The organism is Agrobacterium sp. D14 (assembly GCF_001526505.1).
GTDB classification, from domain to species: Bacteria; Pseudomonadota; Alphaproteobacteria; order Rhizobiales; family Rhizobiaceae; genus Agrobacterium; species Agrobacterium leguminum.
This window is the reverse complement of sequence record NZ_ASXX01000028.1, coordinates 1-24,497: the sequence shown is the minus strand read 5'-3', so window position 1 is coordinate 24,497 and position 24,497 is coordinate 1. Positions and strand designations below refer to the sequence as shown.

21 protein-coding genes are annotated in these 24,497 nt (G+C 60.7%); 9 read left to right on the top strand and 12 right to left on the bottom strand.

Features of this window, described 5'->3' with window-relative positions; genetic code table 11:
* Positions 1-2: 2 nt before the first annotated feature.
* From L901_RS16420 to hemN, 6 genes are all read right to left on the bottom strand, one after another.
* Positions 3-1,031 (bottom strand): zinc-binding dehydrogenase, encoded by a 1,029-nt coding sequence (locus tag L901_RS16420; RefSeq protein WP_059758710.1) that lies wholly within the window; start codon positions 1,029-1,031, stop codon positions 3-5.
* 145 nt (positions 1,032-1,176) lie between these two features.
* Complete coding sequence (locus tag L901_RS16415) at positions 1,177-2,460, bottom strand: beta-ketoacyl-ACP synthase (RefSeq protein ID WP_059758707.1); 1,284 nt, start codon at positions 2,458-2,460, stop codon at positions 1,177-1,179.
* 11 nt (positions 2,461-2,471) lie between these two features.
* On the bottom strand, positions 2,472-3,668 hold the full coding sequence (locus tag L901_RS16410; protein WP_059758704.1) for a beta-ketoacyl-ACP synthase: 1,197 nt from the start codon (positions 3,666-3,668) through the stop codon (positions 2,472-2,474).
* A 208-nt stretch (positions 3,669-3,876) separates the two neighbouring features.
* On the bottom strand, positions 3,877-4,356 hold the full coding sequence (locus L901_RS16405; protein ID WP_059758702.1) for a 3-hydroxyacyl-ACP dehydratase FabZ family protein: 480 nt from the start codon (positions 4,354-4,356) through the stop codon (positions 3,877-3,879).
* Positions 4,357-4,441: 85 nt separating this feature from the next.
* Complete coding sequence (locus L901_RS16400) at positions 4,442-4,726, bottom strand: acyl carrier protein (protein WP_003495848.1); 285 nt, start codon at positions 4,724-4,726, stop codon at positions 4,442-4,444.
* Positions 4,727-4,840: 114 nt separating this feature from the next.
* A complete protein-coding gene (gene hemN / locus L901_RS16395) occupies positions 4,841-6,190 on the bottom strand; it encodes an oxygen-independent coproporphyrinogen III oxidase (protein WP_059758699.1) in 1,350 nt (449 codons plus the stop codon).
* A 213-nt stretch (positions 6,191-6,403) separates the two neighbouring features.
* Here hemN and fnrN point away from each other — a divergent pair, with 213 nt between their 5' ends.
* On the top strand, positions 6,404-7,129 hold the full coding sequence (gene fnrN / locus L901_RS16390) for a transcriptional regulator FnrN (RefSeq protein WP_059758696.1): 726 nt from the start codon (positions 6,404-6,406) through the stop codon (positions 7,127-7,129).
* Between the two features lie 454 nt (positions 7,130-7,583).
* Here the strand turns inward: fnrN and L901_RS16385 are convergent, their stop codons facing one another.
* Positions 7,584-8,123, bottom strand: a complete 540-nt coding sequence (locus tag L901_RS16385) for a hypothetical protein (RefSeq protein WP_003524833.1) — start codon at positions 8,121-8,123, stop codon at positions 7,584-7,586.
* Positions 8,124-8,148: 25 nt separating this feature from the next.
* Between L901_RS16385 and L901_RS16380 the strand changes: the two genes are divergently transcribed.
* The 6 genes from L901_RS16380 to L901_RS16355 all read left to right on the top strand — a co-directional run bounded on the left by L901_RS16380 (position 8,149) and on the right by L901_RS16355 (position 14,780).
* Positions 8,149-10,008: an alpha/beta hydrolase gene (locus L901_RS16380; protein ID WP_059758693.1), complete on the top strand. Its 1,860-nt coding sequence runs from the start codon at positions 8,149-8,151 to the stop codon at positions 10,006-10,008.
* Positions 10,009-10,040: 32 nt separating this feature from the next.
* Positions 10,041-10,760 (top strand): DNA/RNA nuclease SfsA, encoded by a 720-nt coding sequence (gene sfsA / locus L901_RS16375; protein ID WP_059758689.1) that lies wholly within the window; start codon positions 10,041-10,043, stop codon positions 10,758-10,760.
* A 31-nt stretch (positions 10,761-10,791) separates the two neighbouring features.
* Complete coding sequence (gene map / locus L901_RS16370; RefSeq protein WP_059758686.1) at positions 10,792-11,631, top strand: type I methionyl aminopeptidase; 840 nt, start codon at positions 10,792-10,794, stop codon at positions 11,629-11,631.
* A 14-nt stretch (positions 11,632-11,645) separates the two neighbouring features.
* Positions 11,646-12,479, top strand: a complete 834-nt coding sequence (radC, locus tag L901_RS16365) for a DNA repair protein RadC (RefSeq protein WP_059758684.1) — start codon at positions 11,646-11,648, stop codon at positions 12,477-12,479.
* 137 nt (positions 12,480-12,616) lie between these two features.
* Positions 12,617-13,039, top strand: a complete 423-nt coding sequence (locus L901_RS16360) for a TadE/TadG family type IV pilus assembly protein (protein ID WP_003524819.1) — start codon at positions 12,617-12,619, stop codon at positions 13,037-13,039.
* Position 13,040: 1 nt separating this feature from the next.
* Positions 13,041-14,780, top strand: a complete 1,740-nt coding sequence (locus L901_RS16355) for a TadG family pilus assembly protein (protein ID WP_059758681.1) — start codon at positions 13,041-13,043, stop codon at positions 14,778-14,780.
* A 66-nt stretch (positions 14,781-14,846) separates the two neighbouring features.
* On the opposite strand, the gene L901_RS16350 is transcribed toward L901_RS16355, so the two are convergent.
* The 4 genes from L901_RS16350 to rpiA form a co-directional block, all read right to left on the bottom strand.
* Positions 14,847-16,223, bottom strand: coding sequence for a class II 3-deoxy-7-phosphoheptulonate synthase (locus tag L901_RS16350; protein WP_059758679.1), 1,377 nt, complete (start codon positions 16,221-16,223; stop codon positions 14,847-14,849).
* Positions 16,224-16,471: 248 nt separating this feature from the next.
* Positions 16,472-17,857: a glutathione-disulfide reductase gene (gene gor, locus L901_RS16345; RefSeq protein ID WP_059758676.1), complete on the bottom strand. Its 1,386-nt coding sequence runs from the start codon at positions 17,855-17,857 to the stop codon at positions 16,472-16,474.
* A gap of 208 nt (positions 17,858-18,065) precedes the next feature.
* On the bottom strand, positions 18,066-18,635 hold the full coding sequence (locus tag L901_RS16340; RefSeq protein ID WP_003524811.1) for a DUF2059 domain-containing protein: 570 nt from the start codon (positions 18,633-18,635) through the stop codon (positions 18,066-18,068).
* A 16-nt stretch (positions 18,636-18,651) separates the two neighbouring features.
* A complete protein-coding gene (gene rpiA / locus L901_RS16335; RefSeq protein WP_003524809.1) occupies positions 18,652-19,347 on the bottom strand; it encodes a ribose-5-phosphate isomerase RpiA in 696 nt (231 codons plus the stop codon).
* A 190-nt stretch (positions 19,348-19,537) separates the two neighbouring features.
* Between rpiA and L901_RS16330 the strand changes: the two genes are divergently transcribed.
* Positions 19,538-20,239: a phosphoglycolate phosphatase gene (locus tag L901_RS16330; RefSeq protein ID WP_020811185.1), complete on the top strand. Its 702-nt coding sequence runs from the start codon at positions 19,538-19,540 to the stop codon at positions 20,237-20,239.
* A 312-nt stretch (positions 20,240-20,551) separates the two neighbouring features.
* On the opposite strand, the gene L901_RS16325 is transcribed toward L901_RS16330, so the two are convergent.
* Positions 20,552-22,411 (bottom strand): murein L,D-transpeptidase, encoded by a 1,860-nt coding sequence (locus L901_RS16325; protein ID WP_059758674.1) that lies wholly within the window; start codon positions 22,409-22,411, stop codon positions 20,552-20,554.
* 502 nt (positions 22,412-22,913) lie between these two features.
* Here L901_RS16325 and fumC point away from each other — a divergent pair.
* Positions 22,914-24,305 (top strand): class II fumarate hydratase, encoded by a 1,392-nt coding sequence (gene fumC, locus L901_RS16320; protein ID WP_035223240.1) that lies wholly within the window; start codon positions 22,914-22,916, stop codon positions 24,303-24,305.
* The last annotated feature ends 192 nt before the right edge of the window (positions 24,306-24,497 follow it).

Genomic DNA, 24,497 nt, shown 5'->3' with positions numbered 1-24,497 from the left:
GCTCAGTCCATTCGCAGAACGATCTTGCCGAACACCTGGCGCGTCTCCATGCGCTCCAGCGCCCGGTCGATATCGTCGAAGGTCACTTCGGTGTCGATGACGGGATGAACGATGCCGCGCGCCATCTTCTGCATGGCGTTGGCCATGTTTTCCATGCGGCAGCCGAAGGAGCCGAGCAGCTTCAGCTGCTGCTGGAACAGCATCATCAGGTTGATATCGGTGGAAACGCCCGACGTGGAGCCGCAGGTGACGAGACGGCCGCCGCGCTTCAGCGAGAACATCGAACCCGCCCAGGTGTCCTTGCCGACATGTTCGAACACGACGTCGACGCCCTTCTTTTTCGTCAGCTTGCGCACGACGCCTTCGAAACGGTCGGTCCGGTAGTTGATGACGTGGTCGGCGCCCAGCGCCTTCGCCCGTTCGATCTTGTCGTCGGAACCGACAGTGGTGATGACGGTGCAGCCCATCTTCTTGGCAAGCTGGATCGCCGCCGTGCCGATGCCGGAACCGCCGGCATGGATGAGGATGGTTTCGCCGGACTCCAGCTTGGCATTGTCGAACAGCATATGCTCGACGGTGCCGAAGGTCACCGGTGCGAGAGCCGCAGCAACGGCATCGACGCCATGCGGCGCGGGCACCAGCTGGCGGGCGGGAATATTGATCTTTTCCTGCGCGAAACCGTCGAGATGGAAACCGTGCACGCCCTGAACATGTTCGCACAGATTGTCACGGCCTTCGCGACACGGCTTGCACAGCCCGCAGGTGCGCGCGCCGTAGATCGACACGAGTTGGCCGGGCAGCACGTTCGAAACGCCCGGACCGATGGCTTCCACCACGCCCGAAGCCTCGGCACCGATGGTCAGCGGCATCTTGCGCTTGGCAAAAGCCATGCCGCGCCAGCCCCATACGTCGATGTGGTTGAGCGCAACCGCCTTGACACGCAGCGTCACCTCGCCCGGCGCCGGCGCATCCGGTTCAGGCAGGTCCACTTTTTCGAGCTTCCGGTCGTCCACGAGTTGAAGAGCGCGCATATATCAGTCCTTCGCCCAGGGGCGTTTATCTAAAAAGCTATTCCAACAAACCTCTGTAACGGTTTTGCGGCCGGAATGCGTAATCAAAGAAGCGAGAGCGTTTCCGCAATTGCCCCGGAAACGCTCCTGTTGATGGCGAAACCGGTTAAGCCGGTTCCCGCGTCATGACAAGGCTTGCATTCTGCCCGCCGAACCCGAAGGAGTTGGACAGAACCGCACTCACCTGAGCATCCCGCTTCACATTCGGCACCACGTCGAGCGTGATGGTCGGATCGGGATTGTTGTAGTTGATCGTCGGCGGCAGCGTGCCGGTCAGCATGGTCTGCAGCGAGAACACCGCTTCCACGGCGCCTGCGGCGGTCAGGGTATGGCCGATCATCGACTTGTTGGACGACAGCGGAATGTTCTTCAGGCCTTCGCCGAAGACGGCCAGCATAGAGCCATATTCCATCTTGTCGTTTTCCGGCGTCGAAGTGCCGTGGGCGTTGATGTAACCGATATCGCTTTCGGCCACGCCCGCATCGGCGAGTGCCGCACGGATCGTCGCAATCGCCGGGCCGCCATCGGGCGAAGACCGCGTGCGGTGGAAGCTATCAGCCTTCTCGCCCGCACCCTTGATTATGCCGAGCACCTTCGCACCGCGTGCAACCGCGGCTTCGAGCGATTCCAGCACCAGCGTCGCTGCACCTTCTGCGATCACGAAACCGTCGCGATCCTTGCTGAATGGCTTGGAGGCCTTTTCCGGCGGGTCGTTCTGCGTCGAAAGCGCGGAAAGAAGCGAGAAGCGAATGAGCGCCTCGGCGCTGACCGAACCATCGGTCGCAACCGTCAGCGCCCGCTCGGTGCGTCCCTGGCGGATCGCCTCGACGCCGAGCTGGATCGCGGTCGCGCCGGATGCACAGGCCGTAGACAGCGTGACAGGCAGGCCGCGCGTGCCAAAACGGTCGGACAGACGCTCGGAAATCGCGCCGAACAGGGCGGCTTCCTGGAATGCCGGGTCGGGACGCTGGCGGAAGGCCGTCAGGAACCGCTCATAGGCGTCACCCGGCTGGGCGGCCGGCGGAGACCGGTCGGCAAGCTCGAAACGGGCGCTCCATTCCGGCTCGATAGGCGGCGCTGCGAGAAACAGCGGGCCGTCGAAATCGCCGGAGATACCGGCCTGCGCCAGTGCCTCGATGGTGGTCTCGCGCGCGAAGGCATAGGAACGCTCGACGGAATTCGGAACCGGGATATCGATGAAATCCACCGTGCCGCTGATGCGAGTCGAAAGCCCCTCGGTCGGGAAACGGGTGATCTTGTGAATGCCCGATTTGCCCGATGTCAGCGCCGCCCAGTTATCGGCAAGCCCCTGCCCGAGCGAGGTGATGATGCCCATGCCGGTGACGGCGACGATGGGACGACCGAGATGATCCCTGAAATTGGAAGTCATGGTCTTTCTCCTCAAACGTCGCGGGACAGAACGGCGACACCTTCGCCGCGCACATGGCCGACGGTGGTGACGACGGCTTCGCTGGCCGCCTCGCCCATGGGCTTTTCCTCAGCCGCATCGAAGGTAGGCACCTTCGCGCCGCTTTCAAGCGTCAGCGCGGCAAGCGCCAGCCCGAGCGGGAACTGTGCTTCCAGCCCATGACCGGTGACGCCGCCAAAACCGCGAATGACGGCATTCGGCAGGGCCTTTTCGAGAATATCCTTCTCGCGGGCCGTCACGCCGTCATAACCGCTCGCGCCGGAAAACACGACGGTCGCCGCGCTGTCCCTGGCGGGGGCAAGCAGCCGCTCCATGCGCTTTTCCATCTTGCCTTCGTCACGGCTGCCGCGGTCGCCCTCGATGGCGTCGATGCGGGCATAAATGCGCGCGCCGCGCTCGCTGGCGTGCTTGCGCGATTCCAGCACCAGGAAGGCTCCGAGCGAACCGGAAACCATGCCGCCGCCGTCCTGGCCTTCGCGCGACCACAGCGGCTGCCAGCCGCCCTGCGCATGCGCGCCGATGGCCTCAAACAGCAGGATCATGTCGGGACGTTCCGCCGAGAAAGCGCCGCCCACCAGCGCATGGCTCGATTCGCCGGAGCGGATGCGGTGAAATGCGGTTTCGACGGCGGAAATGCCGGCCGCTTCCTCGCCCATGAAGGTGCGGGAAGAGCCGGTGACCTTGTGCACGATGGAAATATTGCCGGCCATCAAGTTGGAAAGCTGGGCGAGAAACAGCGTCGGGCGCAGCTCGGTCGTCAGCTTCTCGTTGAGCAGCTTTTCGCGGTCATTGCGCTTCAGCGCTTCGTCGACGATCAGCGTATCGACATTGATATCGCGCTCACCGCCGCCGGCGGCGACGATCATGTCCATGGTGGCGCAGGCTTCGGCATCTTCCTTCAGCCCGGCATCGTCGAGTGCGAGACCGGCGGCGAAAACGCCGAGGCGCTGCCAGTTTTCCATCTGGCGCTGGTCGCCGCGCTTGGCGATCTGCGCGGACCAGTCGATCTCCGGCATGGGATGGACCGGATAGGGCTTGAACTTTTCGGTCTCGACCACCGGCTCCGGCACGGCGGTTCCCGAAAGAAGCGCCACATGCGCCTGGCTGCCGACGCCGTGACAGGTCACGATGCCGACCCCTGTTATCACCACATCATTGTCAGATTTCATCGTCTGTCATCCTTTGCAGCCGGCCCCGTCGAAACGGTCACGGCTATCCAACAGCGGTCGCGAACAACCACTTCATGCATTGCGGAATAAAGCGCGCGATGCGGATTGGCAATGGTGAAGGCCTGATCCGCCGTCGCGAGCCCACGATTTTCGTGCTCAAAAACCGGGCCGGCGGGAAAACGCTCTCCTTCGAAACGGACGGAAACGCTTATTTCTGCGCATCCGCGGCAATCGCCGCCATCAGGCCGACTTCCTCGGCCCGCTTCTTGACGATAGGCCCAAGCGGGATTTCGCTGAAAGGCATGGTCCTGAGCTTAAGCTGCGCGTCGCAGACCTTCTTGCCATCCGAGGTGATCTTCGCCTTGGTAACGGCAAAGCCGGAACCGTCATGCTCCAGCACCGCCTCGATGTCGAGAACCGCGCCCGGCTCCACGAAGGTGCGCATCTTGGCACCATCCACCGACATCAGAAACGGCATGGCCGAAAAATCGCTGAAGGCCAGAACCATCATGCCGGAAGCCTGCGCCATGGTCTCGATCAGAAGCACGCCCGGAACCAGCGGCATACCGGGAAAATGTCCCTCGAAAACCGGGCTTTTATCGGGAACGACAGACTGCGCCTTCAACGTGCGCGTCGTCATGTCCACGGCCTCGACCTTGTCGATCATCTGAAAATATTCAAGCAGCATCTGTCCGGCCCGTTTCTGGTCGGTTTATGGTTTCCGCACAGGCGGCATCAAAAGAAAATGCCCGCTCGAAGCGGGCATCATCACCTCAGCCCTTGGCTGCGCGCAATTCGTCGATCTTGGCGCAGAGGTTTTTCAGCACGAAATATTCTTCGGTGGAAACCTTGCCTTCGTTGACTTCCTGCGTCCACTGCTCGAGCGGAATCTTGATGCCGAATTCCTTGTCGATCGCGAAAACGATATCAAGAAAGTCGAGGCTGTCGATGCCCAGATCGTCGATCGTGTGGCTCTCCGGCGTAATGGTTTCGCGGTCGATTTCGCTGGTTTCGGCGATAATGTCGGCAACCTTGTCGAATGTAGCTGTCACGCCCATAATCCTTATTGTCGTTCGTATGAATTATCCTGTCTGACGCACCACATAGGCAAGTCGCACAAAAAAGCCAATGGTTTCGTGACGTAACTTTGAAATTTGCCCCAAAACTGTTGCCTAAACAGCAACCGAATGACGGCCGCGTCCATTGCCGAGATAGGTGTCGAAGATTGCCGCGATGTTACGCACGAAGGGCTTTCCAGCCTCCGTCACCGCAAAAATATCGGCGTCCATCCGCACCACACCGTCCCTGTCGCTTGCGGCAAAATGCTGCGCCTGGGCTCTCACGGAATGGCTGACCTTGCCGAAACGATGCTGCAACTGCGAAAGATCGATAGCGAAATCGCACATCAGCCTTTCGATGACATGCGAGCGCAGATGATCGTCCTGCGACAGCTCTATGCCCTTGACGGCGGCAAGACCGCCCTCGCCCACCATCCGCTGATATTCCCCCGTCGCCACCATGTTCTGCACATAGCCCTGCGGCAGCCTGCCGATGGACGATGCGCCAAGCCCGATCAGCGCATCGGCCGTGTCGGTCGTATAGCCCTGAAAATTCCGCCGCAGGGCGCCCGCTTCGGCGGCCTGACATAATGTATCGGTCGGCTTGGCGAAGTGATCGATGCCTATGGCCTCGTAACCCGCCTGTTTCAGCATCTCCGCCGCCATCGTCATCTGGCGGTAGCGCTCGGCAATATCCGGCAGGGCATGCTCCGGGATCAGCGACTGGTGTTTTTTCATCCACGGAACATGCGCATAACCAAAAAGCGCGATGCGATCGGGGTCGAGCGACACGATCTGGTTCACCGTCTTTTCCAATGTCCCGCAGGTCTGGAACGGCAACCCATAAAGAATGTCGCAATTGACCGAGTGAACGCCCCTCGCCCGCACCGCATCCACGACGGATTTCGTCTGTTCGAAGGACTGGATGCGATTGATGGTTTTTTGCACTTTGTCATCGAAGTCCTGCACCCCGAGGCTCGCCCGCGACATGCCGATGGCGGCAAGCGCATCGTAGCGGCTGTCATCCAGATCGTTGGGGTCCATCTCGACGCTGATCTCGGGTGCGAGGCCGAAGGTGAAATGACGCCGCAGACAGTCCATCAGGCTCTGCATGTCCTCCGGCTTCAACATGGTGGGCGAGCCGCCGCCGAAATGCACGGCACTCACCACCGCATCCGGCGAAACAAGTGCGCCGACGGCTTCGATCTCCTGCTTAAGTGCTTCAAGATAAACGGCAATCGGCTCGTATTTCAGCGTGTGCTTGGTGTGGCAGGCGCAGAACCAGCAAAGCCGGTCGCAATAGGGAATATGCAGATAAAGTGACAGGCGATTCCTGTGACCGAGCGCGCCGAGCCAGCGGCGATAGGCGCCATTATCGATTCCCTCGTGGAAATGCGGCGCGGTCGGATAGCTCGTGTAACGCGGCACTGCACCCGAATATTTGTGAAGAAGTTCGGTATTCATCGCCCGATTTGCCTTTTATCAAGAAAATGTCGATTTCCTCTCTTTCAGTAACGGCTGCGACAGTTTGCAACTTTGACTTCAATCAAATTGCACCGTAAGTTCTTGCTAAAGTAGACGCAGGGGCGACGGCTACGTGGCGAAAGCCTTGCATGAGACCGGATTTGACACCCACGGTCGCAATCGTCCTGAAAAAGCCAGCATTGGAAAAGGCTTATGGACACGCTGCAGAAGACCATCCACAATTCGGAAGAACCCGTCGTTTGTCGCTCCTGCGAGGCGCGCCATGGCGGGCTTTGCAGCAGCCTGACGCCGCAGCAGCTTTGCGAGCTGAACCGCCACTCCAGCCGCAAGAAACTGGAAGCGGGCAACGAGCTTCTTGGCCAGGGCGAACTCGTCACCTCCTACGGCAATATCCTGAACGGCGTGGTGAAGCTGTCGAAAATGATGTCGGACGGCCGCCAGCAGATCGTCGGCCTGCAATTCGCACCGGACTTTCTCGGCCGCCCCTTCATGGCGGAAAGCAAGATGACGGCGGAAGCCGCAACCGATGTGGAAATTTGTCTCTTCCCGCGCCGCGTCGTCGACCGGATGGTTTCCGAAGTGCCCGATATGGAACGCAAGCTCCACAGCCAGTCCCTGAAGGAACTGGACGAGGCGCGCGACTGGATGCTGACGCTGGGGCGTAAATCGGCGCAGGAAAAGGTTGCCAGCTTCCTTTACATGATCGCCACCCATATCGACCCGGAAAACGACGACAAATCCTGTTTCGACCTGCCGCTTTCACGCGCCGATATCGCCGACTTCCTCGGGCTCACCATCGAGACCGTTAGCCGGCAAATGACCAAGCTGCGCAAGGAAGGCATTATCCGCATCGAGAACAATCGCCACATCACCGTGCCCGATCTCGACGTGCTGAGCGAAGCCGCCGGCAACGACTGACGGAATTCGCCCTCTCACTGCCCCTGCAGTGCAGGTGTCCCGAAATTGATGTGCGGCGCCCGCGCCTGAGCGGGTGCGAGCGCAAAACCGGCAAGAACCAGCAAAGCGGCGATGCATTTCATGATATTTCACCCCGTGCCCCGCTTTTTCAGCGGCCTGTTTGTTATGGCCGCATCATAAGCGGCAAACCGCATCCATCCGCTTAACATCTTGGGTAAGCGGAAAGTTCAGAGGCAGGGTAAAGAAGAGGTTATGATTGCCGGGCCGACAGGACCTTCAGCCGTGATTGTCGCTATAGCAAGTTCGGCATCCCCGCTTGTTTCTTCTCCCCGGCGGGGAGAAGAAACAGAGGCACCCGCTCGCTCCATATGGAATGGCGCGTTTGGGGGCATGTTTTGTCAATCAAAGATAATCTGGTCCGTCGCTGAGACCGCGCAAACTGCGCGGCGTGATCTCACTGCGAGGCGGCAGGTGTCGCAACCGGCTTCTGGTTTTCGGCAAGCGCCCGCAGCTCCGCCACGCGGCGCTTGTATTCGGCTTCCGAAATCTGGCCGTTGCGCCGTGCCGCACCGAGCCGCGACAGGCTCGATTCCATGGTGGAGGCCTCATCCTCGCCCATCTGAGTGCCTGCGGCCGTCAGCGGCTGCGAGAAGGTCGGATAGGTGCCGGTGTCGCGCTTCTGGCTAACCGCAGTGTCGCTGACCGGGCGCGGACCGACGATTTCGGCCGTCGGGCGGCGCATATGAGCGGGCGCGACGATCGGCTCCGGAGCCTTGCAGGCGGCGAGTGTGGCGGCGAGCATTGCGCCGGAGAGCGAAAGCACAGCGATTCTTGCCGCATTTTCCGCATATGTTCCCCATGTGCCCATGTGCTTGCCCATCGTCATGTTCCGCCTGTAAGGATATCTGCCGATATCGAATTCGACCACGGTTCGGCCCTTTGCAGCCTCCCCTTGCTGGTGGAACTTGTATTCGTTTTCATGCAGAATGTGCAAACACAAATTTGGTGGAGGATGGTGCATGGCAGGTGTTGACGGCGGCGGTGAGAAAAAGGGCGGCAAAACGCCCGGCTTCGACGCCAGCTCCGCCGAGGCCTACCTGATCCGCGACCCGGAAACCTTCGCGATCAATATCGCCCGTGCGCTTGAAAATCTCGGCAAGGCCGCATCCGAGTGGCTGGCGCCGCGCGAACGCGGTGAGATCCTTGAGACCAGCGCCGATCCGGTAACCGATCTCGTCAAGACGCTCTCCGATGTCGCCGAATACTGGATGGCCGAACCGAAGCGCTCGCTCGAGGCGCAGACCCATCTGCTTTCCAGCTATTACGATCTCTGGGCGAAATCGGTGGCGCAGTTTTCCGGCGATGCCGATTCGGCCCCGGAAAAACCCGCCGAAAGCGGCCCTGCGGAACGCAGGAGCAGGCGCTTTGCCGATGCCGACTGGCAGGCCAATCCGTTCTTCGATTTTCTCCTGAAAGCCTACCAGACCACCATCGGTTTCGCCGACCGGATGGTGACGGAGGCAGACGGGCTGGACGAACATACCCGCACCAAGGCGCTGTTTTACATGCGCCAGGTGACGGAGGCCCTTTCGCCGGCCAATTTCGTCTTCACCAATCCGCAGGTCTTCCGCGAGACGGTCGCCTCCAGCGGCGCCAATCTCGTCAAGGGCATGGCGCAGCTGGCGGAGGATGTCGCGGCCGGCAACGGCCACCTGAAACTGCGCCAGACCGATTACAGCAAATTCGTCATCGGCCAGAATATCGGCGTCACGCCGGGCAAAGTGGTGGCAAAAAGCCCGCTCTGCGAAATCATCCATTATGCGCCGACGACGCAGAAGGCCTTCAAACGGCCTTTGTTGATCGTGCCGCCATGGATCAACAAATTCTACATCCTCGATCTCAACCCACAGAAATCCTTCGTCGGCTGGTGCCTCGAGCAGGGCCACAGCGTCTTCATGGTCTCCTGGATCAACCCGGATGCCCGCCTCGCCGACAAGGGCTGGGATGATTACGTCCGCGAAGGCATCGATTTTGCGCTCGATACCATCGAGGAACGGACCGGCGAAAAAGAAATCAACGCCATCGGTTATTGCGTCGGCGGCACGCTTTTATCCTCGGCGCTGGCGCTGCATGCGCAGCAAGGCGATGAGCGCATCCGCAGCGCCACGCTGCTGGCCGCCCAGACCGATTTCATCCATGCCGGCGATCTCAAGGTCTTCATAGACGAAGGCCAGCTTGCGGCACTGGACAAGCACATGCAGGCGGTCGGTTATCTCGACGGTTCGATCATGGCGACCGTCTTCAACATGCTGCGCGCCTCCGATCTCATCTGGCCCTATGTGGTCGATAATTATCTGCGCGGCGCCGAGCCCCTGCCCTTCGACCTGCTCTACTGGAACTCCGATTCGACCCGGGTGACGGCCGCCAGTCACTCTTTTTATCTGCGCAATTGTTACCTCGAAAACAATCTCGCCCGCGGGCTGATGCGGGTCGCCGGCAAGCGGATCAATCTCGGCGATATCAAAATCCCCGTCTATGATCTCGCCACCCGCGACGACCATATCGCCCCGGCGAAATCGGTCTTCACCGGTGCCGCCCTGTTCGGCGGGCCGGTGGAATTCGTGCTCGGCGCATCCGGCCACATAGCCGGCGTCATCAATCCGCCGCAGCTCGAAAAATACCAATATTGGACAGGCCCGTCACCGGCCGGCGACTTCGACGGCTGGCAGGCCGCCGCCACCCCGCACAAGGGCTCCTGGTGGGTGCACTGGCAGAACTGGATCGAAAGCCAGGATGGCGAGAAGGTAAAGGCGCGAAAACCGGAAGACGGCAAGCGCCCCGTGCTCGGCGATGCGCCGGGAACCTATGTCCTTTCATGACCAGTTCAATCACCTAACATCTTTCAGGCTACATGTTCTTCACGCCCCCGCTTACTCCCGCCACGCTGATCGCCCGCTACAAGCGCTTCCTGTTCGACGCCATTCTGGAAGACGGCACCGCGATCACCGGCTCCTGCCCCAATACCGGCTCCATGCGCGGGCTCACGACTCCGGGCTCCCGCATATGGCTGTCGGAACATGACAGCCCGACCCGCAAGTACCGGCACATGCTGGAAATGGTCGAGGCCGATGGCACCACGGTCGGCATCAATACCGGCATGCCGAACCGGCTGGCGGAAGAAGCGATCCTGAACGGCCGTATTCCGGAACTTGCCGGCTATTCGACGATCCGGCGCGAACAGAAATACGGCCGCAATTCCCGCATCGATTTCCTGCTGTCCGAGCCCGGACGGCCGGATGCCTATGTGGAAGTCAAGAACGTGCATTTCATGCGCGAACAAGGCCTCGCCGAATTTCCCGATACCGCCACCAAACGCGGCGCGAAACATCTGGAGGAACTGGGTGACGCTGCGGAAGCAGGTTACCGTTCGGTGATGCTCTATCTCATCCAGCGCGACGATTGCGACCGGATGCGCATCTGCGACGATCTCGATCCGGTCTATGCGCTGGCGTTTCAGCGGGCCATGGCGCGCGGCGTGGAGGCCTATGCGGTGAAATGCACGGTCTCCCCGGCACAAATTTCGGTCAGCGGAACGGTTAAGATGGACGAATGGCGTCCGGCTGTTTTATGAACAGGGACGTAAAGAGACAGAAAGCACCAAGATGGTCACCTATATCGACGCAGCCTCCGCCCCCCTCAAGAATACCGGCGTCATCCGCCTCTATACCCCTGAGGACTTCGACGGGATGCGCAATGCGTGCCAGCTGACGGCGCGTTGCCTCGATGAACTCGCCGCAATCGTCAAGCCGGGCGTGACGACCGACGCCATCGATCGTTTCGTCTTCGAATTCGGCGCCGACCACGGCGCGCTGCCGGCGACGCTGAATTATCGCGGCTATACCAAATCCGTCTGCACGTCGATCAACCACGTCGTCTGCCACGGCATTCCGGATGCGAAGCCGCTGCGCGAAGGCGATATCGTCAATATCGACGTGACCTATGTGCTGGATGGCTGGCATGGCGATTCGAGCCGCATGTATCCGGTCGGCCAGATCAAGCGCGCCGCCGAGCGGCTGATGGAAGTGACCTATGAATGCCTGTTGCGCGGCATCGCGGCGGTGAAGCCCGGCGTGCGCACCGGCGCAATCGGCGCGGCGATCCAGGCCTATGCGGAAGCCGAGCGCTGCTCTGTCGTGCGCGATTTCTGCGGCCATGGCGTCGGACGCCTGTTCCACGACACGCCGAACATCCTGCATTACGGCCGCCCGGACGAAGGGCCGGAAATCCGCGAAGGCATGATCTTCACCATCGAGCCGATGATCAATCTCGGCAAACCGCATGTGAAGGTGCTTTCCGACGGCTGGACGGCGGTAACGCGCGACCGGTCGCTCTCCGCGCAATATGAACATGCCGTCGGCGTCACGGCCACCGGCTGCGAAATCTTCACACTGTCGCCCGGCGGCTTCGACCGTCCGGGCCTGCCGCCGCTTCCCCCCGCATAAGGCCAGACCCGCCTATGGCAAAACGCCCCGCCCCGCCTTCCGCCGATCTTTCCAAAACTCCCGGCTTTCAGGCGGGCGAAGGCGATCTGTTCAACGGAGCGGATGAGCGCGGTTTTTTTGCCGAATCGCGAAGCGGCGCGAAAAGGCCGGCAGCCATGGTCGAACAGGAAACGGATGCCGCCCATTATCATGGACATCGCGACCGGCTGCGGGCGCGTTATCGCGATGGCGGCGACGCGGCGCTCGCCGATTACGAATTGCTGGAGCTTCTTCTCTTCCGGCTGATCCCGCGGCGCGATACCAAACCCATCGCCAAGGCCCTGATCGCCCGTTTCGGAACGCTTGGCAGCGTGCTTGGCGCGCCCTTGCCGTTGTTGCAGGAGGTGAAGGGCGTGGGCGAAACCGTGGCGCTCGATCTGAAGCTCGTCGCCTCCGTTTCCCAGCGCATGCTGAAAAGCGAGATCCGCAACAAGCAGGTGCTCGGCTCCTGGTCCTCGGTCATCGATTATTGCCACGCCGCCATGGCCCATGAAACGCGCGAACAGTTCCGCGTCCTGTTCCTCGACAAGCGCAACGTCCTGATCGCCGATGAGGTGCAGGGTCAGGGAACCGTGGATCACACGCCGGTCTACCCGCGCGAAGTCGTGCGCCGCGCCCTTGAACTTTCATCTACCGCTTTGATTTTAATACACAATCATCCAAGTGGAGACCCAACCCCTTCGCGCGCCGATATCGAGATGACCAAGACCATCATCGATACGGCAAAGCCGCTCGGCATCACCGTCCACGACCACATCATCATCGGCAAGGACGGCCACGCCAGTTTCAAAGGCCTTCGGCTGATCTGAAGTAGACGCGAAAGTTTAAGAAGAGCTGCAACCCATAGGAGCGGCATCAACACAAAATTAACACCTATAAATTAGCATTTCCGAAAATAATAAATCAAGGCATCGAACCTTGATGCCTGAAGGAACGGGGGTGCTTTATGTTTAATGGAGTGCGTTTCTTTCGCGATAGATCTGGCTCGTCTGCTGTCGAGTTCGCCATCGTCGCACCGATATTCTTTCTCGTCCTGCTCACCATGATCGCCTATGGCATTTATCTGATGGCGGCCTATTCGGTGCAGCAGATCGCCGCCGACGCGGCGCGGACGGCGGTTGCCGGCCTCAACACGACCGAGCGCCAGCAGCTTGCCCGGGATTTCGTCACCAAAAGCGACCTCAGCTACGCCTTCATGGACAAGAGCCGCTTCACCGTCGATGTCGCCACGGATCCCGCCAATGCCAACCAGTTCACGGTGAAGGTCGAATATGACGCCCGCGATCTGCCGATCTGGAGCCTCTACAGCTACACCCTGCCCGAGCCGGTCATCCGGCGTTTTTCCACCATCCGGATCGGAGGAGCATGACATGCGAGATATTCATTCCCTGCTTCCCCGCTTCCTCAAGAATAAAACGGGCAACATCGCCATTTCGGCGGGGCTCACCGCACCGCTCTTCATCGGCATATTGGCGCTCGGCGTCGACTACGGTTATCTGACATTGCAGAAACGGCAATTGCAGCAGACCGCCGATCTCGCGGCCATATCGGCGGCAGCCAACGCCACGGACGCCGAAAAGGCGGTTCAGCAATATTTCGCCCTCAATGGCATGGATCTCGGTGTCAGGACGGCGCAGGGACTTTTGACCGAAAAGGGCCTGCAACCCTTCGACCCGCTGAATGAATTCGCCAACAGCAAGGGTTATGCCGAGGTCATCAAGGGTCATTACGAGCCGGATGCGACAATCCCGGTCGGCCAGCGTTTCGTCGATAATGCCCTGCCCACCAATGCGATAAAGGTGAACATCGTCGAACAGGGCCAGATATTCTTCGCTTCCGCCTTCACCAAGCCGCCAAAGGTCTCGGCGGTCGGAACGGCCTCGTCCCAAAGGATCGCGGCATTTTCGGTGGGATCGCGGCTCGCCAGCCTCGATGAGGGAATTCTCAACAGCCTGCTCGGCGGTCTGCTCGGCACCACGGTTTCATTGAAACTCATGGATTATCAGGCGCTTCTCGCCGCCGATGTCAATGCGCTGAAGATCGTCGAGGCGCTGGCCATCGATCTCAACCTCACCGCCGGCACCTATAAGGATGTTCTGAAAACGGAGATCAGCTACGGAAAATTCCTCGACGTGCTGACGAAAACCACGGGATTGCAGCCGGCGGTCGTCAACATTTTGAATACGCTGCAAAAAACCGTCAACAAGAGCAACGTCAAGATCAAGCTCGAGGAGATCCTCAATCTCGGCCCGTTCTCGGACAAGCTGATCGGTACGGGCGAAAACCTCAAGGTCACCGCCGGCGTCTTCGATCTCATCAATGCCGCCGCCGTGGCGGGCAATGGCGGCAACCAGCTGGGGCTTAATATCAACGCCAATCTTCTCGGTCTCGCCTCGGTCAAGGCAACGCTCGCCATCGGTGAACCGCCGGTCGAAACGCCGTCGCTTGCCGTCGGCGGTCAGGGCACCGTGGTGCGCACCGCACAGACCCGTCTTGCGGTCAGTGTCGTGGTGGACGGGCTTCAGGCCATTGCCGGCCTCAAGGTCAATCTCCCGCTTTATGTGGAAGTCGCCCATGCCGAAGCGCGGCTTGCCGATATTCGCTGCACGGGCGGCGGACAGGGCACCGTCGATGTCGAGGTCGTACCCGGCGTCGTCGAAATCGCCCTTGGCAATGTCGATACCACGGCCTTTGCCAATTTCGGCAGGGACCCGCGCGTCACCAAGGCCGCAATCGTGGACTCGGCGCTGCTCGCCATCAATGGCAGCGCCCTCATCAATGCCACCAATATGACCAAGACCAAGCTGACCTTCACGCAGTCCGATATTACCCAGGCCAAGATCAAGAGTGTCTCCACCAAAGACACCGTCACCACTCTTGTCAGTTCACTGCTGAAAAACCTCAACCTGGATATCAGGCTTCTCTTCCTCAACCTGGATTTGGGAGGCCTGGCGGGCATTCAGTCGGCGCTTGCCAACACGCTTGCGGCAGTCACCGCTCCGGTCGATCAGCTGCTCTACAACGTGCTTCTGGTTCTCGGCGTCAAGATCGGCGAAGCCGATGTGCGTGTCACGGATGTTCGCTGCCAGCAGCCGGCGCTGGTGCAATAATTCAGCGCCGCGCATGAAAAAGCCGCCGGAAGGTCTCCCGGCGGCTTTTTTGTTTATGGTGTCAGATCAGGCGTTGGCGATTGCCAGACGCTTCTCATCGCGGCCGCTCTTCATGCGCTCGGACAGCAGGAACGCCAGTTCCAGAGCCTGATCGGCATTGAGGCGCGGATCGCAATGGGTGTGGTAACGGTCGGACAGCGAATCCGCCGTCACGGCGCGCGCGCCGCCCGTGCATTCCGTCACGTCCTTGCCGGTCATCTCGATATGGATGCCGCCCGGATGCGTGCCTTCGGCGCGATGGATCTGGAAGAAGCTTTCGACTTCCGACAGGATGCGCTCGAACGGACGTGTCTTGTAGTGGTTGAGCGTGATCGTGTTGCCATGCATCGGATCGCAGGACCAGACGACCTTGCGGCCTTCCTTCTCGACAGCGCGGATGAGCTTCGGCAGGCTGTCCGCCACCTTGTCATGGCCGAAACGGCAAATCAGCGTCAGGCGTCCGGCCTCGTTCGCCGGGTTCAGCGCATCGATCAGCTCGATCAGATTGTCGGGCGTCAGCGACGGGCCGCATTTCAGGCCGATCGGGTTCTTGATGCCGCGGAAATATTCCACATGCGCATGGTCGAGCTGGCGCGTGCGGTCGCCGATCCAGATCATGTGGCCCGAGGTGGCGTACCAGTCGCCGGAGGTGGAATCGACGCGGGTGAGCGCCTCTTCGTAACCGAGAAGCAGCGCCTCATGGCTGGTGAAGAAGTCGGTCTCGCGCAGGCTCGGATTGCTCTCCGCCGTGATCCCGATCGCCTTCATGAAATCCATGGTTTCGGAAATCCGGTCGGCCAGCTTGCGGTAACGGTCCGCCTGCGGGCTGTCCTTGATGAAGCCGAGCATCCACTGGTGAACGTTTTCAAGGTTGGCGTAACCGCCCATCGCGAAAGCGCGGAGCAGGTTCAGCGTCGCCGCCGACTGGCGGTAGGCGTCGAGCTGGCGCTCCGGGTTCGGAATGCGCGAGACCTCGTTGAATTCGATGCCGTTGATGATGTCGCCGCGGTAAGACGGCAGCGTCACGCCATCCTGCGCTTCCACGTTGGAAGAACGCGGCTTGGCGAACTGACCGGCAATGCGGCCGACCTTCACGACGGGCAGCTGCGCGCCATAGGTCAGCACGACGGCCATCTGCAGGAATGCGCGGAAGAAGTCGCGGATATTGTCCGCGCCATGTTCGGCGAAGCTTTCGGCGCAATCCCCGCCCTGCAGCAGGAAGGCGTTGCCTTCCGCCACATTGGCGAGCTGCTTCTTCAGGCGGCGGGCTTCACCGGCAAAGACCAGGGGCGGATAGGTCGCAAGCGTGGCTTCCGTTGCCGCAAGCGCTGCCGCATCCGGATATTCGGGAACCTGCTGGATCGGTTTCTGCCGCCAGCTGCCGGGGGTCCAATTCTGTGCCATGTTCTCACCCTTTTCTCGCCCGCGCGACGTCGCGCGGCCGCCTCGAAAAATTGAGCGGCTTATAGCTCCAAGCATCGGCTTTGCATAGCCGATCCCTGAACCATCCGGCTCATTCTGCCCGTTTTGAGCGCTCCAGACGCACAAAAGTCAATTCAAACGATTTAACAACCCCGCCGCCCTTCGAAAACTTCGCTTTCAAAGGGCGGCAGGCTGATGTGGGCGGCGATTATATCACGCCTGTACCGGCGTTACACACGCTCGCCATTCACGACGCGATAGCTCGGCGAATACATCGTCACCAGCTCTTCGGCCGCCGTCGGATGAACCGCCATGGTGCGGTCGAAATCATCCTTGGTGCAGCCGGCTTTCAGCGTGATGCCGAGAAGCTGCGCCATCTCGCCCGCCTCATGGCCAAGAATATGCGCGCCGACAACCTTGCGGTCGGCGGCATTGACGATCAGCTTCATGATCGTCTTTTCCTGACGGCCGGAAAGTGTCGCCTTCATCGGCCGGAACTGGGCGCGATAAACTTCCAGTTCCGGATATTTCTTGCCGGCTTCCTCTTCCGAAAGACCGACGGTGCCGATTTCCGGCTGCGAGAACACCGCCGTCGCGATCAGCTCATGATCCGGCTTGGTCGGGTTGTTCTTGTATTCGGTTTCGATGAAGCACATGGCCTCATGGATCGCCACCGGAGTCAGCTGTACCCGGTCGGTGACGTCGCCCAAAGCGAAGATATTCGGGACGTTGGTGCGCGAATAATCATCGACGACGATCGCGCCCCGCGCATCGAGCTTCACACCGGCATTTTCGAGACCGAGACCTTTCGTATTCGGATCGCGCCCGAGCGCCAGCATCACCGTCTCGACGGCAAGCGTGCCATGGTTCTTGGTGCGGGCCTGCAATGCGCCCTCACCCTTCGTCACTTCTTCGATGACATCGCCGAGCAGGATCCTGATGCCCTTGGCTTCCATGGCCTCGTGCAGACCCTTGCGCATGTCCTGATCGAAACGCGACAGGATTTCCTTGCCGCGATAGATCAGGGTCGTTTCGACGCCGAGCCCATGGAAGATATTGGCGAATTCGACCGCGATATAACCGCCGCCGGCGATCAGGATCGACTTCGGCAGCTCTGCCAGGTCGAAAGCCTCGTTGGACGAGATCGTCAGCTCATGGCCGGGCAGCGCCTTGTGCTCGTTCGGCGTGCCGCCGACGGCAATCACGATACGCTCGGCGGTGAAGGTCTCGCCGGTTTTCGTCAGCTTCACGGTATGGGCGTCGACCAGTTCCGCCCGGCTGTCGAAAATATCGGCCTTGGCGTTTTCCAGACCCTTGCGGTAGAGCCCTTCGAGACGGGTGATTTCCTTGTCCTTGGCCGCGATCAGCTTCTTCCAGTCGAAGCTGCGCTCGCCGACGCTCCAGCCGAATCCTTCCGAATCCTCGAAATGCTCAGGGAATTGCGAGGCATAAACGAACAGCTTCTTCGGCACGCAGCCGCGAATGACGCAGGTTCCGCCATAGCGGTATTCTTCAGCAATCCCCACGCGCTTGCCGAGCGAGGCCGCCACGCGGCCGCTGCGCACGCCGCCGGAACCGCCACCGATGACGAAAAGATCGTAGTCATAAGCTGTCATAGTCAAAACCCCTGATCAAAACCGCCGCCATCAGCCTCGAGACGGGCGGCGGCGCATTCACGGCACATATAGGTGCTGCGACGCACAAATGAAAAGCCCGGTCTTGCGGCCGGGCTTTGAATATTTCTGAAGGTAGGCCTTTTTGCCCGAGCGTCGGATTTTCCGGAAACCGCTTCACACGTTCCGGCCCGATGCTCTCCCTGTTCAATCAGGGCTTGGGAGCAGCCGGAGCGCCACCGGTGGCGTTCTGATCGGCCGGAAGCGGCTTCAGATCGGCGCCGGCAACCTTCTGCAGTTCCGACATGCTGGAAGCGTTGAGGTCGCGGTTGATGCCGGCGGCCCAGATGTCGGCGGCCTTCATCAGTTCGCGCGTGGCGATCGGGCCGTCCTTCAGGAGCTTCTTACCGGCTTCGCTGCTGTAGAAGGTGGAAATAGCGTTCAGCTCTTCAACGGTGAAGGCGCGCGCATAGGTGAGCGCTGCTTCGCGCTCCAGATCGGCGCGGCGCGGCGCAAGCTCGAGAGCCTTCGCATCGACGGTCTCGGTGATCGCATCCTGAACGTTCGGCGAAGCCTGAATGAGTTCGGCCTTCAGACGCTCCGCCAGACCCGGCAGAATGTCGTCGAAACGGTCGGTAACGCCAAGAGAGGTGATCGCCTGCCGTGCGGCAGCGATATGCGCTTCCGAAATTTCCTGCGCGCGTGCGGCAGTACCGAACACGATGCCGGAAATGAGGATCGAAGCAGCGGCAGCTTTGCCCAGTCCCGCTAGTTTGACCATGAAAATCTCGCTCCTGTTATACTGCCTGCATCACGCGGGCGCCTTCAGGACCCGCGATAATGGCAAGCGATGCCAAATTTATGAAAAGTCCGTGCTCGACGACACCGGGAATCGTGTTCAGCTCGCGTGCTAGCGCTTCTGCATCAGGAATACGGCCAAAAGATGCGTCGAGAATAAGGTGTCCGCCATCGGTCATGAAGGCGCCGTCGCCGGAAGAACGCATCGTCAGCGTGCCGGAAAGCCCGGAACGCGACGCCAGTTTTTCGATGGCGATACGCGTCGCCACCTGGCCGAACGGGTTGATTTCGATGGGCAGCGGAAAGGCGCCCAGCGTCTCCACCACCTTGCTCTGGTCGGCGATCACGATCATGCGGGCGGATGCCGCCGCAACGATCTTTTCGCGCAGCAGCGCGCCGCCGCCGCCCTTGACGAGACGCAGCGCATGATCGACCTCATCCGCACCGTCGATGGTCAGATCCAGTTCCGGCAACTCGTCGAGGGATTTCAGCGGCACGCCAAGCTCGACGCACAGGCGCGCGGTGCGCTCGGATGTCGGCACGCCCTCGACCTTCAGACCGGCGGCGACCTTTTCGGCCAGCAGCCTGACGAATTCCTCGGCCGTCGAACCCGTGCCGATACCGAGCCGCATCCCATCCTGCACGTGGGACAATGCGGCCTCGGCGGCCTTGATCTTCATCTGGCGGGCATCCATGTGCCTGAAACTCCGGTAACTTTGTCGTCGCCGTGCTGTTTACACGGGTCGAAAGCCAAACGAAAGCCTTTTTCAAGCCAACGAACAGAACGTTGTGACGCGGTTGCAAAGACAGGCCCGTTTGCCTAGGCTTGGCGTGAATGAAAGCACCGATACATCAGTTACACGCATTCCCGAGAGGCCAGTTCCCGTGACATCCCGCCCGCTCTCCCCGCTCGCCATTTTCGATCTCGACGGCACGCTGGTCGATACCGCCGCCGATCTGGTCTCGAGCCTCAACCACACCATTGCCGCAGCCGGGCTTGCTCCCGTCACCTATGACGACCTGACCCACCTCGTCGGCCAGGGCGCGCGGGTCATGATCAAGCGCGCCTTCGCGCTTCGCGAGACGGAACTGCCGGAAGCCGAAATCGAGCCGCTCTATGAGCGCTTCATCACCCATTACCGCGCCGAAATGCCCGGCGAGAGCCGCCCCTATCCCGGCATCATCAACACGTTGGATGCGCTCTCGGAAGCCGGCATCACGCTTGCCGTCTGCACCAACAAGACTGAAATCCTCGCTCTGCCGCTGCTCGAAGAACTCGGTCTGACACGCTATTTCGCCGCCATCACCTGCGGCGACACCTTCTCCTTCCGCAAGCCGGATGCCCGCCATATTCTCGGCACCATCGAAAAAGCCGGCGGCGATATCCAGCGCTCCATCATGGTCGGCGACAGCATCAACGACATTCTCGCTGCCAAGAACGCCGCTGTGCCGTCGATCGGCGTGACCTTCGGTTATTCGGATGTGCCGATGGTGGAACTCGAACCGGATGTCGTGATCGACGATTTCACTGAATTGACGCCGGCGCTGTTCGAAGAACTGGTTGCGAAGGGTGCAGCGGCTGCCTGAGAGGCTGGACCAGACAAGTAAAGCGCCAGGGAACAGCGATTCCGACGTCAATGAGAGCTGAACAACCTCTCTTCCGTCATGCCGGACTAGATCCGGCATCCAGCCACGGCGCGTCTGCGCGGTGAAAAGACTCTTTTGCGATCAAGGACTCGATCGCGCTGGACCCCGGATCAGGTCCGGGGTGACGGAGTACGGTGTTGCCGTTGACGCCAAATGTAGCAGGCGGACTCCAGCACCAAACAAATTGGGCAGGCCTTTCCTTCAAACAAAAAAGCGCCGTCTCCGGCGCTTTTTTTCTTGATGCTATCCAAATCAGATCGACGCGGCCCGCGCCTTCGTCGTCACGGCGAACGCCTTCTGCACATAGCTGTCGCGATCATAGACATCGTCGAAGAACTGCACCTTGCCGTCCTTGTCCGGCCAGGCGGTGAAATAGGCCACGTAGACCGGAACCTTCTCCGGCACCTGCACGGCGCGGTTCTTGCCGGATGCGATCTGCTCTCCGACCTTGTCGACGCTGGTGCCGAGAACGGCGGCGGCCATGCGGCGCGGATCGACCAGACGGATACAGCCGTGGCTCAGCGCCCGCATGTCGCGGTTGAAGAAGCTCTTGGCCGGCGTGTCATGCATGTAGATGGCATGCGCATTGGGGAACAGGATTTTCAGGTCACCCAGCGCATTGTCGCTGCTCGGCGGCTGGCGCACGGAAACGGCGTTGGTGGAGCCATACCAGTTGACGCTGGTGGAGGAGACGGCACGACCGCCCACCTGCACCTCATAACCCAGCCGGTCGAGATAGGACGGATCGCGGCGCAGCTTCGGCAGCATCTCGTTGACGATGATCGACTGCGGCACGCCCCAATAGGGGTTGAACTCGACGGTCTGGATTTCGTCCTGGAAGAAATAGGTCTGGTTGGCCTTGGAGCCGACGACCACCTTCATGCCGAACTGTTCCTGGCCGTCATTGTGGTAATAGGCCATGAAGGCGGGCTGGTTGATGAAGACATAACGCTGGCCGAGATCGGCCGGCAGCCAGCGGACCTGCTCCATGGCCACCTGCACCTTGGCGATCTTCGCGTCATTGCTTTCGCCGACCATGGCGCGCACGGTGGCGCGGCCGATCACGCCATCGGGCTTCAGGCCGTTTTCGCTCTGGAACGCCTTCACCAGATCGACGAGATCGGGCGTATAGTCCGGGGTCTGCTGGTAAGCGGAAATGGTCGCGGCATGTTCGGCCTTGAAGGCGGGCGAAGCGCGATGTTCGATGGCTTTGACGACATTGGCCATATCCGCGCTGCTGTTGCCGGGCTTCAGCACCAGATCGGCGGGAACGCGGACGACATGCGCCGCATCGCCTTCGCCGCGCAGGCGGGCAAGCTCCGCCTTCAGCGCCAGATATTCGGCGCTAGACGGTTCGCGGCTGCGCAGATAGGCGGCGACATCGGGGCTCAGACCCGCAAGCTTCAGCACGGGTGCGAGGTTCACCGTCTTGCGCTTGAAATCGTGATAGCCGGAGAGCCGGTTCGGATCGACACGACCACGGGCCGTATCCTGCACATAGGCGAGAACCTTGGCGGAAAGCGCCAGCTCGAACTGCATCTGCGCCCGCTGATAGGCGTCGGACACGGGCGCCGAGGCCGTCTCCACCGGTGTACCGGTCGCAGCCGAACCGGAAGCGTTGCCGATGCTGGCCGTCACATCCTTTGCCGGTGGCGAAATGCTGTAATCGGCCGGATCGAGGCCGCTTTCACCGACCGTCTCGAGAAAGGCGATGACAGCATTGGCGCGCGCGGTCAGCTCGCCTTCCGAAACCCAGAGCGTCTTGCCGCCGGCGCCGTAATAGGCTTCCAGCGCCTTGGCGATCTCGGGGGTGGCGCTGAACTTCAGATTGGCAAGGCCTTCACCGAAATTCGCCGTGTTCACCGCACGGGCCGTATCCGCCTTGTAGTCGTAATAGCGCGGGCCGGAAACACGCGGCAGCGGCTCGGGATCGGAAGCATCCGCACTTTGGCCGGCACTCGATCCGGGGGGCGAGGTGACGATGCCGGCCGGCGGCAACTCACCGCGATCACGCGCGATCTTGCCGGGGCCGCCGCGCAGGAGGTCCATCAGCGTTACCGCACCGGCGCTGCCGGGAAGAGCGGTGGAAACGGAAAGACCGAGAGCCAGCACCAGTGCTGCCGATGTTTTTCCAGATGTGACTTGCAATTTGATCCTCGTAGCACCCAGCACCGCCAGCGAAAGGGCGGGCATCAGTTTCATGCCTGTCTAGCCGATCGACGGCCCGTTGAAAAGAAAACGCGAAAAAGCCCACAACCGTGCCGAAATGAACCTTATGATACAGCCAAAGCCGTAAAAACGTAATTTCCAGAATTGGCGAGAATGGTTAAATTTCCATTTATTTCATTCACTTTGCCCTGCCCCGCGCGACCTTCCGGGCGCCCCGGAAAGCCCGGTTTTCCAGCCATTTCGCGTCGTAGTAAAAATGACACGCCGGCGCCTTTTTCACCCTGCACAGCGCCATACGGCGAAATCGCTTTTGCGCGGCGGGAAATATCTGCCTCCGCTGCATTGCAACGCTTTCATTGCCGGCGCGATGATTCTATATATCGGCCGCGCAAGGCGGGCGAAGGCGCCGTTTTGGCGGAGGAAAACGAGTAAAAAGGCAAGATTGATGACAGCCACACGGACGGAAACCGATACATTTGGACCCATTGAAGTTCAGGCCGATCGCTATTGGGGCGCGCAGGCGCAGCGCTCGCTCGGCAACTTCAAGATCGGCTGGGAAAAGCAGCCCGCCTCTGTCGTTCGCGCGCTCGGCATCGTCAAGCAGGCAGCCGCACGTGCCAACATGGCGCTGGCAGGCCTCGACCCCAAGGTCGGCGACGCCATCATCGCCGCCGCCCAGGAAGTCATCGACGGCAAGCTGACAGAGCATTTCCCGCTCGTCGTCTGGCAGACCGGCTCCGGCACCCAGTCCAACATGAACGCCAATGAGGTGATTTCCAATCGCGCAATCGAGATGCTCGGCGGCGAAATGGGCACCAAGAAGCCGGTTCATCCCAACGACCACGTCAATATGAGCCAGTCCTCGAACGACACCTATCCGACGGCGATGCACATCGCCTGCGTGGAAGAGATCGTTCATCACCTGCTGCCGAGCCTCAAGCACCTGCACAAGGCGCTGGAAGCCAAGGTCAAGCAGTTCGAGAAGATCATCAAGATCGGCCGCACCCACACGCAGGATGCAACGCCGCTGACACTCGGCCAGGAATTCTCCGGCTACGCCGCGCAGGTCGCCTCCGCCATCGCCAACATTGAAACCACCCTGCCAGCGCTTTCCAAGCTCGCGCAGGGCGGCACCGCCGTCGGCACGGGCCTCAACGCCCCCATCGGCTTCGCCGAAAAGGTCGCCGAGGAAATCTCCAAGATCACCGGCCTGCCCTTCGTGACCGCGCCGAACAAGTTCGAGGCGCTCGCCTCGCACGATTCCATGGTCTTCTCCCATGGCGCGATCAACGCGGCCGCTGCTGCGCTGTTCAAGATCGCCAACGATATCCGCTTCCTCGGCTCCGGCCCGCGCGCCGGTCTCGGCGAATTGTCGCTGCCGGAAAACGAACCCGGCTCGTCGATCATGCCCGGCAAGGTCAACCCCACCCAGTCGGAAGCGCTGACGCAGGTGTGCGCCCACATCTTCGGCAACAATGCAGCACTGTCCTTCGCCGGTTCGCAGGGCCACTTCGAGCTCAACGTCTATAACCCGATGATGGCCTACAACTTCCTGCAGTCGGTCCAGCTTCTGGGCGATGCCGCCGTCTCCTTCACCGACAATTGCGTCGTCGGCATCGAGGCCCGCGAAGACAATATCAAGAAGGGCGTCGAAAACTCGCTGATGCTGGTGACGGCCCTCAACAGCAAGCTCGGCTATGACATCTGCGCCAAGATCGCCAAGACCGCGCACAAGAACGGCACGACGCTGCGCGACGAGGCCGTTGGCGGCGGATACCTCACCAACGAGGAATTCGACCAGTATGTGCGCCCGGAAAACATGATCGGGCCGAAGTAATCGGTTTGGATTTTGGTGGAATGCAGAACGGGCCTTTGGGCCCGTTTTTTGTTTAAACATATATGGCCGCAGACGTTATCGGTTAGGCGACAGACCTCTCCTCAAACGCGGCGTCATCCTCGGTCTTGTACCGAGGATCTGCCAACGTATCGCCAATCGCAACGTAGCAGATGCTCGGGACAAGCAACCGTG

Bases quoted from the DNA above. Each gene is read 5' to 3' on its own strand.
- sfsA (WP_059758689.1), top strand. From the start codon at position 10,041: ATGTTCTTCACGCCCCCGCTTACTCCCGCCACGCTGATCGCCCGCTAC.
- fumC (WP_035223240.1), top strand. From the start codon at position 22,914: ATGACAGCCACACGGACGGAAACCGATACATTTGGACCCATTGAAGTT.
- L901_RS16380 (WP_059758693.1), top strand. From the start codon at position 8,149: ATGGCAGGTGTTGACGGCGGCGGTGAGAAAAAGGGCGGCAAAACGCCC.
- radC (WP_059758684.1), top strand. From the start codon at position 11,646: ATGGCAAAACGCCCCGCCCCGCCTTCCGCCGATCTTTCCAAAACTCCC.
- fnrN (WP_059758696.1), top strand. From the start codon at position 6,404: ATGGACACGCTGCAGAAGACCATCCACAATTCGGAAGAACCCGTCGTT.
- L901_RS16340 (WP_003524811.1), bottom strand. From the start codon at position 18,635: ATGGTCAAACTAGCGGGACTGGGCAAAGCTGCCGCTGCTTCGATCCTC.
- gor (WP_059758676.1), bottom strand. From the start codon at position 17,857: ATGACAGCTTATGACTACGATCTTTTCGTCATCGGTGGCGGTTCCGGC.
- L901_RS16420 (WP_059758710.1), bottom strand. From the start codon at position 1,031: ATGCGCGCTCTTCAACTCGTGGACGACCGGAAGCTCGAAAAAGTGGAC.
- map (WP_059758686.1), top strand. From the start codon at position 10,792: ATGGTCACCTATATCGACGCAGCCTCCGCCCCCCTCAAGAATACCGGC.
- hemN (WP_059758699.1), bottom strand. From the start codon at position 6,190: ATGAATACCGAACTTCTTCACAAATATTCGGGTGCAGTGCCGCGTTAC.
- L901_RS16410 (WP_059758704.1), bottom strand. From the start codon at position 3,668: ATGAAATCTGACAATGATGTGGTGATAACAGGGGTCGGCATCGTGACC.
- L901_RS16415 (WP_059758707.1), bottom strand. From the start codon at position 2,460: ATGACTTCCAATTTCAGGGATCATCTCGGTCGTCCCATCGTCGCCGTC.
- L901_RS16405 (WP_059758702.1), bottom strand. From the start codon at position 4,356: ATGCTGCTTGAATATTTTCAGATGATCGACAAGGTCGAGGCCGTGGAC.
- L901_RS16355 (WP_059758681.1), top strand. From the start codon at position 13,041: ATGCGAGATATTCATTCCCTGCTTCCCCGCTTCCTCAAGAATAAAACG.
- L901_RS16350 (WP_059758679.1), bottom strand. From the start codon at position 16,223: ATGGCACAGAATTGGACCCCCGGCAGCTGGCGGCAGAAACCGATCCAG.
- L901_RS16360 (WP_003524819.1), top strand. From the start codon at position 12,617: ATGTTTAATGGAGTGCGTTTCTTTCGCGATAGATCTGGCTCGTCTGCT.
- rpiA (WP_003524809.1), bottom strand. From the start codon at position 19,347: ATGGATGCCCGCCAGATGAAGATCAAGGCCGCCGAGGCCGCATTGTCC.
- L901_RS16400 (WP_003495848.1), bottom strand. From the start codon at position 4,726: ATGGGCGTGACAGCTACATTCGACAAGGTTGCCGACATTATCGCCGAA.